Annotated in this window: 12 protein-coding genes and 1 pseudogene; 3 read left to right on the plus strand and 10 right to left on the minus strand. The window is 43.1% G+C overall.

Annotated elements, in window-relative coordinates; translation table 11 throughout:
• Window positions 1–221: 221 nt before the first annotated feature.
• The 6 genes from hcaD to hcaE all read right to left on the minus strand — a co-directional run bounded on the left by hcaD (window position 222) and on the right by hcaE (window position 5,515).
• Window positions 222–1,451 (minus strand): 3-phenylpropionate/cinnamic acid dioxygenase ferredoxin--NAD(+) reductase subunit, encoded by a 1,230-nt coding sequence (gene hcaD / locus ACS72_RS15130; protein ID WP_008303344.1) that lies wholly within the window; start codon window positions 1,449–1,451, stop codon window positions 222–224.
• Window positions 1,452–1,456: 5 nt separating this feature from the next.
• Window positions 1,457–2,422, minus strand: coding sequence for a 3-carboxyethylcatechol 2,3-dioxygenase (locus ACS72_RS15135; protein WP_008303345.1), 966 nt, complete (start codon window positions 2,420–2,422; stop codon window positions 1,457–1,459).
• A 66-nt stretch (window positions 2,423–2,488) separates the two neighbouring features.
• Entirely contained in the window at window positions 2,489–3,304 is an 816-nt protein-coding gene (hcaB, locus tag ACS72_RS15140) for a 3-phenylpropionate-dihydrodiol/cinnamic acid-dihydrodiol dehydrogenase (RefSeq protein WP_008303347.1), read from the minus strand.
• 2 nt (window positions 3,305–3,306) lie between these two features.
• The gene (gene hcaC, locus ACS72_RS15145; RefSeq protein WP_008303354.1) at window positions 3,307–3,633 is read right to left on the minus strand and encodes a 3-phenylpropionate/cinnamic acid dioxygenase ferredoxin subunit; all 327 of its coding nucleotides are present in this window, start codon (window positions 3,631–3,633) and stop codon (window positions 3,307–3,309) included.
• Complete coding sequence (gene hcaF, locus ACS72_RS15150; protein ID WP_008303357.1) at window positions 3,633–4,151, minus strand: 3-phenylpropionate/cinnamic acid dioxygenase subunit beta; 519 nt, start codon at window positions 4,149–4,151, stop codon at window positions 3,633–3,635. Before hcaF ends, hcaC begins: the two co-directional genes overlap by 1 nt.
• Complete coding sequence (gene hcaE / locus ACS72_RS15155) at window positions 4,148–5,515, minus strand: 3-phenylpropionate/cinnamic acid dioxygenase subunit alpha (RefSeq protein WP_008303359.1); 1,368 nt, start codon at window positions 5,513–5,515, stop codon at window positions 4,148–4,150. The genes hcaF and hcaE overlap by 4 nt, the downstream gene beginning before the upstream one ends.
• Window positions 5,516–5,796: 281 nt before the next feature.
• Between hcaE and hcaR the strand changes: the two genes are divergently transcribed.
• On the plus strand, window positions 5,797–6,699 hold the full coding sequence (hcaR, locus tag ACS72_RS15160) for a DNA-binding transcriptional regulator HcaR (RefSeq protein ID WP_048882559.1): 903 nt from the start codon (window positions 5,797–5,799) through the stop codon (window positions 6,697–6,699).
• A 394-nt stretch (window positions 6,700–7,093) separates the two neighbouring features.
• Here hcaR and ACS72_RS15165 read toward each other — a convergent pair whose 3' ends face one another.
• The 4 genes from ACS72_RS15165 to ACS72_RS15180 form a co-directional block, all read right to left on the minus strand.
• A complete protein-coding gene (locus ACS72_RS15165; protein WP_008303363.1) occupies window positions 7,094–7,954 on the minus strand; it encodes an alpha/beta fold hydrolase in 861 nt (286 codons plus the stop codon).
• A gap of 279 nt (window positions 7,955–8,233) precedes the next feature.
• On the minus strand, window positions 8,234–9,523 hold the full coding sequence (locus ACS72_RS15170) for an OprD family outer membrane porin (RefSeq protein ID WP_008303364.1): 1,290 nt from the start codon (window positions 9,521–9,523) through the stop codon (window positions 8,234–8,236).
• Window positions 9,524–9,721: 198 nt separating this feature from the next.
• Window positions 9,722–10,237: an IS5/IS1182 family transposase gene (locus ACS72_RS18430; RefSeq protein WP_048882560.1), complete on the minus strand. Its 516-nt coding sequence runs from the start codon at window positions 10,235–10,237 to the stop codon at window positions 9,722–9,724.
• On the minus strand, window positions 10,185–10,580 hold the full coding sequence (locus ACS72_RS15180) for a transposase family protein (RefSeq protein WP_008306679.1): 396 nt from the start codon (window positions 10,578–10,580) through the stop codon (window positions 10,185–10,187). Before ACS72_RS15180 ends, ACS72_RS18430 begins: the two co-directional genes overlap by 53 nt.
• Window positions 10,581–10,614: 34 nt before the next feature.
• On the opposite strand from ACS72_RS15180, the pseudogene ACS72_RS18920 reads away from it, so the two are divergent.
• Window positions 10,615–10,992, plus strand: a pseudogene (locus ACS72_RS18920) (WecB/TagA/CpsF family glycosyltransferase); the annotation flags it as partial.
• Window positions 10,978–11,388, plus strand: coding sequence for an RluA family pseudouridine synthase (locus ACS72_RS18925; protein ID WP_283936050.1), 411 nt, complete (start codon window positions 10,978–10,980; stop codon window positions 11,386–11,388). The pseudogene ACS72_RS18920 and the gene ACS72_RS18925, both read left to right, overlap by 15 nt.
• Window positions 11,389–11,441: the final 53 nt, after the last annotated feature.

Raw genomic sequence — 11,441 nt, forward strand, 5'->3', positions numbered from 1 at the left:
CGACAGGGATGCCGCTGGATCGTTTGGGGTATAGGGATATACCCTCAAACGATCAAAAGATTTTTGTTACTTTTAATCTTTTAAAAGTAAAAATCACCTATACGCAAACTTTACTCAAATATAATGACAACTAAGGTCGTGACAACAAAGTAAAGTGCATAAAAAAGCAGACCTAGGTTGCCCAAGGTCTGCCCTTTTGTAAACTCATAAATAACGCAAAGTTATTTCACAAGCTTACGAAGATCTTGGCTCAGATCCAAATACTTATCAGCTTCAAATGCAGCTTGCTTGCTGATCAACTTTTTAAGATGACGCATTTCTTTGGCAGCGTTGACAGTAATACCACCCACGATCACACCATCTGTTACACCGAACAAGACAAATGAAGACTCGCTACGCAATTCAGGTTTGATTTCGCCACGAACATGCCATTCAGCCGCTGCCATATCACCCACGAATTGGTAGTTAATATCAAGCTGATCTGTCCAGAACCACGCTGGGTTTGGTGTAGGATGCTCAACACCCATCACGTGACGTGCAAAAATACCTGCTTGAAGGTTGGCATTTTCCCACGTTTCAACACGGCGGTGGTTACCACAGTCACGAAGCTGAGTCGCAACGTCACCCGCTGCATAAATGTCAGGATTCGACGTTTGGCAGTTTTCGTTGACTTTAATTGCAAGATCAATATCAAGGCCTGCTTCAACCGCAAGCTGTGCATTTGGCACAATACCAATACCGTAAACTACAGCATCCGCACGAAGTTCTTCGCCGTCACCCAAAGTCACCACGATTTCTTCGCCATCAAGCTTGCAGTCTGCAATTGACGTTGAAAGACGAACGTCTACACCTGCCAATTTTTGCTGTTCAAGCAGGAATTCGCTCAGGATGCGTGGCGATGAACGACCCATCACCATTGGACCCATCTCAATCACAGTCACTTCACATTCTTTAAAACGTGCAGATGATGCAAGCTCAAGACCGATTACGCCACCACCGATGAGGATGATGCGTTGACCTTTCTGCAATACAGGTACAAGCGCTTGTGAATCTTCAAGATTACGCAGTGTGTAAACGTGTTTGCCAAGTGCATCGAAGTTTGGCAAACGACGTGCCGCACCACCTGTTGCAAGAAGCAATTTGTCATAAGCAACAACGTCACCATTTTGAAGTTCAACCGTTTTCGCCTCAGCGTTAATTTTTTGCACGCCATTGCCACGGATGGTTTCAACACCAAGTTCTGCCAGTTTTTCTTCTGACAAAATTTCGATCTTGGTTTCTTCAGGACGCAAAATCACGTCTTTAGATAGTGGTGGACGCTCATAAGGAAGATGCGTTTCATCACCGATCAGAATGATTTTACCTTCGAATTTGTTAGCACGAAGTTCTAGGATTGCGCTTGCACCAGCTTGGCCAGCACCCACAATCACGATGGTTTCGATGTTGCTCATGTAAATTAACCTTTTAACTCTGCAGATACGATACCGAAGCCTGCAATCCATTCACTGATGTCTTCATAGCAATGCGTTGTCATTTCGTACTCGCCCATTTCGCTTAAAGCAGCAAATGCCGCCATCCACGAACGAACTTCCTGACCACCACGGCCACCATCACGGCGGATTTCAGCTTCAGTCATGGCTTCCAGTGCAGCAAAATCAGCATTCTTGAATTTTTCAAGCAATGCGATATCCCATTCAGCATTCAGAGGAACTGCAACAGAGGTGTCGCCCGCTGCCAGTTTTTGTCCCACTGCAATGATTTTTGACTGACGCGCGTTACGTGCTTCAGGTGTCGGGTTACGACCCGCAATCAGGAACTCTTCCACTTCTGGTGGTACAGAACCCATTTGCGGAGTCGGTGGATCATGTGACAGACCACCTGTACCCAGAACCAGTACACGCTCATTTTCAAGGTTCAGAGATTTGATGAACTGACCTACAGCACGGCCTAAAGCGATGGTACGCTTCGTGGTTGGCATTGGTGCTGCAGCGCCATTAATGAAAATTGGAATCGTTGGATAACGATCAAGTTTGCCGTCGCACAGGAAGTGCAATGGCTGAGTCACGCCATGGTCGGCTTGCATACGGTAAGAATATGCAATGTCCACACCCTCATCGAGTACACGACGGACCAAGCCCAGTGCTTTGTCTTCTGGTACATCAATGTGTGCATTGTCTTTACCATAGTCCCAGTCCCCTGCAGCAGTCGCACGAATACCCACGCAGAAACTTGGCATCAGGTCATAAAAGAAACCATTGAAATGGTCTGGACCAAAGGTAATGATCAGGGTTGGGTCGTAAGCTTTTACTTCAGCAGACAGTTTTTCAAACGCTTCACGAACAGCCTGTTCTTTGCATTTTTCCTGCGGTGAAGCAAATTCCATTAAAGGACTGTGCGATGCACAAATAAGTTTAACGTCCATGAGAGACTCCTTAAAAGGAAGGCAGCAAAGAACAGGCTGCCGAAAAGTCCATTTCAGACTAGATTTTTATTCGTCAAAGAAACCGGCACGTGGCTGACGTAGACCACGAATACCTAGACCGCATTCTGCATTAATCAGAACACCAGTCAAAGGACGGTTGTTTTGACGAGATGCCAAGAGCACATATGAACCGGTCATGTCTTCCGGTTCAGGCAAGAAATTCAGTGGCATGCCACGTGCAATTTTCTCAGGATCACGCGCATCGAGCAGGCCCACATTTTCCTGGCCGAGCGATGCAGCGCCTTTGATATTCACATTCATACCTGACGGCGCAACGGCATTGACTCGGACTTTAGGTGCAAGTTCGTAAGCCAGTTCTTTCATAATGCCCACCCCTGCATGCTTAGATGCTGTGTATACAGGGCCTCCGCCAGCGGAGTACAGTGCCGAATTAGACAAAGTAAATATGATAGAACCTTCAGAAGCGATCAATGCATCCAGTGCAGCCTTCGCACCGAGGATCAGAGATTTGGTATTAATGCCCATAATCTCGTCAAAGGCTTTTTCCAGCTGCTCACCTGAGGTATTGACGATATCGGCATAGTGATCCCAGATACCGGCATTACCCACGAAACAGTCGAGTTTACCGTAACGTTCTACAGTCGCTTTAACAGCACGGACGTTGTCTTCATAGCTGGCCACATCACCTGCGATTGCCAGCGCGCGGTCACCAAAATGTGCGTTCAGTGCATCGACTTTAGACTGTGAACGCTGAAGAACGGCCACTTGTGCGCCCTCTTCCAGGAAACGTTCTACCAGTGCCCAACCGAGACCTGAACCACCACCAGTGATGAGTGCAACTTCGCCTTTTAGCCACCCCATGATTACTCTCCTGCCATCTCTACGTATAACGCACCATCTTCAAGTACAACCGGGAAAGTTTTGATTGGATCAGTTGCAGGTAGACACAATGCTTCACCTGTTTTTAAACAGAAACGTGCTGAATGCAATGGACATTCAACAGTACCGTCATCTTCAAGGTAACCTTCAGACATAGAAGCATTACCATGACTGCATTTATCGTTCATAGCGAAGAATTCACCGCCATTGTTAAATACAGCAAGCGCTTCGATACCGTTTACGCCGCAATCCACTTTTAACGCTTCGCCTTCGTCTAATTCGTCAACTTGGCAAACAAAAATCTTATTCATTAGAAGAACACACTCAGGTTATGTGAGTTATAGGTAACTTGGTCAAGCGTGATCTTACGGTTGAAGATCTGTAAGCCTAGGCCGCCTTCAACTTTGCGGATCTTGTCATGACGTTTACCACAGTAAATCGTAACGTCTTTCTCTTTCTGGGTACGGTACAGAAGGTATGTCACGTACACATCGTATTCGCCTTCAACTTCAGTCGGCTCTACGATCACGTTGCTCACCATGTGAGTGGTACGTGATGGAGGCTCTTCAGCCCAAGCCATACCTGTTTCCAGACGAGCAACACGACGTTCTAAAAGATCTTTCGTATCGTTGAATACCCAGGTAGTAGGTGGTTCAACTGAACGACGACGGTCACGCGTTTGAGCGCTTGGTGTAGTACGTAGCGTGTAAGAAATATCTTCAGCTAGCGTGTCTAACCATTCGCGGAATTTCCAGTCATCAAGAAGCTTGGCTTCACGATAGAGGAACTGACTAATTTGGTGATGAAGTTCTAAACTGATTTGACTCATTTCATAAGCTCCTTCTCATATTCGTCAGCCGCAGCTTCAACGTCTTCCCATTTTTCATGAATCAATAAATCTGCCCAACGGCGGTACATACCACGTGCTGCAGTTTCAGAGAAAATATAGTTAGTGATACCCGGGATACCATCTTCACGTACTTTCTCGTTGCCTTTACCCATTTCCATAATGAGTTTGTTTTGACGTGCTTTGTAACCACGTAAAACTTTTTGGATTTCGATCCAGTTTTCAGAGTCATCTTGCTCCAGGAAGCCAGCAGGACCGAATGCGCGAGTTGCAGAGCGTTCGAACGCTTCTTTCACTTCTTGAGATGCCTCAGCATCGGCAATACAGAATGCCCAAACTTCAGTTTTGTTTGGACCACGTGGGTGCCATACGCGAAGTGTTGCAGTACCGTTCAACCAAGATAGTGTTGGGAACATAGTGTTATGACCTGCAAGACGCAGTGCACGTACTTCACCTAAACGCTCTTTAACTTCGTCATAAGTTTCGCGGAAGTAGTTGGCAACTTCACCGTCAACCCATACGTTTGCGTCTGGTTTCTCTGTGAAGAAGAAGCCTGAACCGTGACCACGTGAACCGTACTGGATCGCATCTTTGGCAGTTTCCCAAACTGGACGAGCAGTTTGCGCAGCACCTAATTTCTTAGATGATTCGTCATCTGGTTTTGCGCCCAATACTTGGATCGCAGAAGCGTGAGAGAACAAGGCGTGGTATTGGTCAGATGCGAACTGTTCCGCTGCAAATTTCCAGTTACACTCGATTTCCCACTTGTGTACACCACCGATGATTTCAGTACCACCTGGACGACGGTCAACAACGCCATCTAAGTACCACGCGATATCGCCCATGTATTCTTCTAGGTCAGGTGTGGTTTCATCCCAACAAGCAAATACCAAGCCTTTGTAAGACTTCACACGATTCACTTCAACCAGACCCCATTGCTCTTTACATGCACCATGCGGGTAAGCACGATCTTCAAGCGGGATATCTTTTAAAGAACCGTCAATGCCATATGACCAGCCGTGGTATGGGCAAGTAAATGCACGGGTATTACCACAGTCAGCGAAGCTCACACGCATAGAACGGTGACGGCACTGGTTTAAAAATGCTTTGATTGAGCCGTCTTTTTGACGTGCCACAATGATTGGATCTTCACCCATGTAGGTATTGAAGAAATCACCAGCCTTAGGAATTTGGCTTTCATGGCAAAGGAATAACCAAGTACGACCGAAAACACGTTCGAGTTCTAATTCGTAAATGTCAGGATCTGTATAAATAGATGGCGTAATACGTCCATTTTGTGCATCGACTAAAGCATCGATTTCGCGCACATCAATTTTTCCACTCATGAAAAGCTCTCCTGTGACCTATCTTTGGCACAAAGTAATAGACTCAACTTTTCAACGATGATGGATTTGACAGCGTTTTTCGGGAAATATTTTTTTTGTTTCAATTAAGAGCTTAAAACAATTATTAAGCACGTGAATTTTTATATTAAAACATCTATTAATTCCGCCAGAGCATTTAGTTTATGAATGGGAAAATAATCTTCACGACATAGTTGTTTATAGATTATACTCTTCTGAAATTATAGTAAGACATTTTTTGGATTACTCGACGGGCTAGTTTTATGGAATTACGACATCTTCGTTACTTTATTACCGTTGCTGAAGAACTGAACTTTAGTAAGGCGGCACTCAAACTTTATACGGCACAGCCTTCTTTGAGTCAGCAAATCAAAGACCTGGAAGAAGATGTCGGCGTAAAGCTACTCAACCGTACTAAGCGTAAAGTCGAACTCACTGAGGAAGGTGCTGTATTCCTTGAACAGGCACGCCTGACGCTGGCTCAAGCAGATAAAGCGATTGCCATGGCACGCCAGGTATCACAAGCCAAGCAGCAGATGCTGCGCATTGGTTTCGTTCCTGTAGCAGAGATGAAAATCTTCCCTTATGTGCTGCCAAATCTGCGCGTTCAAAATCCAGACCTAAAAATTGAACTGCTCAGCCTGAATAACACTGAACAGATGAAACTGCTCAAAAAAGGTGAGCTAGATCTGACCTTTACCCGTCATAACTTCAACAGTGACGAGATTGAAAGCCAGTTTGTCATTCGTGAACCGTTGATCTTTATTCTTCCGAAAGATCATCCACTTGCGAAATATGACCGTATTCCGGTGAAAGCCCTCAATGGCATTGATTTTATTATTCCTTCAGCAGAACAATCATTGATACTGCACAATGCTATCCTGGACTTCGCTAAAGCCAATGGTATTGAATTTAATATTGTGCAGAAAGCAGACAATATTCTGTTTAACATCAATTCGATCGGGATTGGTTTAGGTTGTACTATTCTGCCAGGCTATATCGCGCCACTGACCATGAACAATACGGTGATTCGCCCCTTAGACGTTGAGCTGCCTTATCTGGATCTATATGTCAGCTACCGTAAAGATGGCAATTCGGTTGCAGTGAAGAAATTCCTTGAATTACTGACACGTGTATTCTATCTCGATATTAATCGCGATCAGTAAAAATAAGCCTTTAGCTTAATCCCGACGCGCTTACTGACAAGCTCAGAGGCACGTTTTTTATTCTCCCAATTCAAATGTATATTTTTTAATCAAACAGAAACATCTGTATTTAACGTTTTAATCTATATTTCAGCCAGCTGCTGTATTAAAAAAATCTATCAAAATTTCCAAATTGATTATTTACTACTCAAACCATCCCCTGCTTTTACAACTTAAGTCTAATGCGATTTTAAGGGTAAGAAAAAAGGATTTAGACGCCAAAGATATTGTGCAAATTATGTTTGAATCTAAATTAGTGGTTAATGAGAATCACCCTCATTGAATGCATTTGAGTTCATCTTTTTAAGTATAAAAAAAGGATGGCTTCAGCCATCCTTTTTCACCAAGCTACGACTTATTTTACGCCGTGAACAGCCAGATAGTTTTTAATGACAGTATTGAACTCATCTGCTTTTTCAACTTGAGACCAGTGGCCACATTGGCTGAAAATATGCGCATCAGCATTTGGCACGATGTTCAGGATGTCCCAAGTACGAGAAACTGGAATCACCACGTCTTGAGTACCGTGAATCAATAATACAGGCACAGTGATGTCTTTCATTTTTTCGAAGTCTAACGGGAATTCGAAACGGTCACGGTCACGTGCGCCAACCACATCCATCAAACGGTTTGATGCATAGTCATTGGCAGCAGAAGCAAAACGTACTTTCACCAGTTCGTCAGTGATCAGGTCTTTATTCACGACAAACATAGAAAGAGTTTTCTTGATACCTTCTTCAGTTAATACTGGATTTGCGTGTGCTTTCAGCGCAGCAGTCTGTTTTGCACCACCAGTACCCATAGACACGATACCTAGAACACGTTCAGGATAATCAAGTGCCATCTGGAATGCCAACCAGCCACCCAGAGAGTTACCCACTAACCAGGTTTTTTCAATGCCAAGAGTATCTAGAGTACGGATCGCGTGATCAACCCAAGCACGGATACCATAAGCAGTACCTGGTGCAACAACAGTTTGACCATAACCAATCGTGTCAATTGCGATACAACGTGCTTGTTCACCAATTGCAGGCAGGTTCAACCACCAGTTTGCAGCAGCAGATACACCAGTACCAGAACCATGAAGGAATAGAATTGGTGTACCTTCACCAATTTCGTGGTAGTGAGTCAACTCATCTTCTGCAGTTTCAATCCATTTGTCTTCTAAGCCAAAGAATGGATCTGTTTTATAATCAGGGATTTGAACAGTGCTCATGTTGATTCCTCGTACAGTCTTTAGCTTGCGTGTCCATCTATTCAGAGGTCGACGGCAAGTTGACTCTTTAAAAAATGAATTTTTACAGCTTTATATTAACCGCTTAGCACAGCTCAACTGATACAAAATTACGATTGCATACTATAAAAAATATATAACTTAAGATATTGTTTTATATAATTATTTTTAAAATAATCCCTTATAAATACTCAGGTTTTAAATTTTAAAATGATATAAAAAAGAGCGGTGTCGATACACCGCTCTTTTAAATTCTCAATTTTAGAATTTATAGGTATAAGTTGTTGCAATACGATGTTCCTGCAAATCAAAGCCACCTGCAATATTGTCATAGTTGGTATCGATGAACATGTATTGGAAACCTAAGCCTTTTAATTTACCTTCAGGAACAACATAATTAACAATTACATTGTTTTCATCTTCCTTACCACGCTTATTACCAGCACCATTATCTACGTTCCATCCTTCAAAATGACGTAAAGTTGCAGTTAAACCTTTTGCACCTAGCTCTGAGAAGTCATAGGTATAACCGAGATTCCATGATTTTTCGTCTTTACGAATAAAACTTGCTACAGACCAGTTGTCTAAATATGGTTGTGGAACCCATCCGCCCAGAGTCGGGAACATAGTGGCTCTCGTACCATGATCACCAAACATTTGTTGATAGCCCAACTGAACTGTATGAGCACCCTGATTTACTTTTAGGCCTGCAGAAACCGCCTGGCTATCAATATTGCCATAAAGTTTGTCACCAGATTCACTGTTATCAAAGTAGCGAACGTGTCCATCGAGCTTAATCTTTTCACCGACAGTTGTTTTATAGTCTGTACCTATATAATGCTGTTTATAGATATTGGTCATATCAGCATACCAATAGCTACCAGTAAATTTAGGTGTGAATTGATGGTCGATTCCTACGATATACATACCGTCATCAGTGGATAGACCTGCAGCTTCAGCTTTAGCAAAATCATTTTGCGGCAACAGCGTTAAATTTTGATATTGATTATCATAACGCGTATTAATACCATCAATATAAGCCAAGGTCAGTTTAGTGTCTTTGATATCTTTAGACTCTAACCATGCGCCACTATAGGTCGTTAGCAATTGACGAGATGGATCAAAGAACACCACTGGTGACATTGGTAATAGATCACCCACCTTCAACTCTGTTTCAGATACTTTAACTTTTAAGGTTATGCCCAACCTGGCATTATCACGTTCAGTCTTCTGATCTTTGTTGCTATATGGCATGTGAATATCATTCACATTATCAGGAGATTTCAAACCTACGGCATATTGTGCTAATAGATCGGCACCTACCTGAACCCCACCACCGATATCGTGATAACCAGACTTAGCATCTAGTGTTACCGCTTGCGTCCAGTTACCATAGTTTTTTTGAGATTCATTATCATAATTACGTTCTAAATAAAAATTCTTAAATTTTAATTGAACGTTACTGTCGTCAATAAAATCAGCTTGAGCAGCTGTTGTTCCTAAAGTCGCTGTTGCAGCAATGATTGCTATCCATAAATTATGACGACGCATTTTCTTTGTCCTTAACCAACATAAGAAGTAATGGCTGCATCATGCTGAACAACGTATTTATTTAAAATCCGACCACAGTATTAACTTTTTGATCCCAATTATTTTTCTGGATTTATTTGAATATATTTATCATTTCTTTAATATTTTTAAAATCTTAGATATTTTTTATTATTTTACTAAACAATATAACTCTTTGTTCTATATTTCAAATTCAATATTAAAAAATAGACCTCTTTCATAAATCATTTTTTTGCTCAGTTCCAAGTTGTAGATTCCAGCGATTAAATTGAATCTCAAACCAAGCCTTTTACCTCTATTTCGATAACGCTCAGCAAGGATTTTGAAGGTTTTCAGGCTGCCAAATACATGCTCAATTCCGATTCTTCTTTTATTGATTTCCTGATTATAGATTTTCAATTCAGGATCCAATTTACAGTGTCTTTTGGCTTTTAATGGCAACAGGCTATTCGGATACAACACATAAATCCCCTGATAGCCTTTATCTGCAAGGATAAAAGCCCCAAAAGGAATCTGGTTTAAATTGCGTTTGAACAACTCGAAATCATGCACTGCACCGCGACTGGTACATAAACTCAGAATTTGCTGAGTTTTGTAGTGAATCATGGCCTGTACTTTAAAGGTATGGGGCTTTTTCTTGCCGCTATAGCTTTTCTTCTGTTTTTTTAGGCCTTTGGATTGGAATTTCCGTGGCATCCACGATCACAACATTCCAGTCGATGCCTTCGCCCTCGGGTAAATCTTTGGGTAAATTAAACAGATTGGACCGAATCAGGCAGTCTTCAACATGACGGACAATTCTTGAGGCTGTGGGCTCTGAAACCCCGTAACTCGTCGCAACGTGAAATAAGGTTCGGTATTCCCGCCAATAGCTCAGACAGAGCAGAACCTGATCCTCCAGGCTTAACTTGGGCGGTCTGCCTTTGGCAGAGACATGCTTCTGCAATTGCTCAACCATCAAATAGAAAGTTGACCATGAGATGCCTGTGTATCGCTTGAACTGAGGGTCAGAAAGCTTGTTTGAATCGATGTATTTCATCCGTTGACTCAAGCATTAATGCGGAGATCCTGTAGCTGAGCGAGTGCCGGGTTTTGAGCTTTTACATGAATTGCTGCGTGTTGGAGAAAACTATCGATGGGGCGTATATCTGCTTGGTTCTACCCCTGAGGTGATTCAAGAAACGGCAGTTCGGTTACAACAGCAATATCCGGCGATTCGAATTGTGGGTTATCGCGACGGTTATTTTGGTCCGGCTGAGGATGAACAGGTCGTCGCTTCCATTCGAGAAGCAGCACCTGATCTGTTGTTTGTAGCACGTGGGGCCGACACCCAAGAACCGTGGATTCACCAGCACAAAGATGCACTACAGGTTCCCGTAACCATGGGCGTTGGCGGCAGCTTTGATGTGATTTCGGGCAAAACCAAACGTGCGCCTATGCTGTTCCAAAAGTTAAGACTGGAAGGTGGACAAATCCCCCTTGAACTCCACAAAATTGATGCTCCGATTGGCAAGGATAGACATCACAAACAGCGCAGACGTGTCTCCGAAAGTGGACAGGAAGCTGTTACTCATGTGAAGATCGTCGAAGTGTGGGAACGAGCAACCCTTGTACGATTGAAGCTGGATACAGGACGAACACACCAAATTCGTGTACACCTGAGTTACGCGGGATACCCGCTTATTGGCGATGCGTTGTATGGAGGTAGAGCGGATGCCATTGGTAGGCAGGCTCTTCACGGAGAGATGCTTAAGTTTAGTCATCCGTTAACCGGAGCGATGATTGAAGTGAACGACCCTTGGCCATCCGACTTCACACAATTGGCAGAGCGAGAGGGGTCTTACTAATACACTATATAAGTTAGACTAACTATTTACACGAAAATGGAAAGGACAGAAAC

The sequence above is a fragment of the Acinetobacter sp. VT 511 genome, assembly GCF_001077515.1.
In the GTDB taxonomy this organism is placed as follows: domain Bacteria; phylum Pseudomonadota; class Gammaproteobacteria; order Pseudomonadales; family Moraxellaceae; genus Acinetobacter; species Acinetobacter schindleri.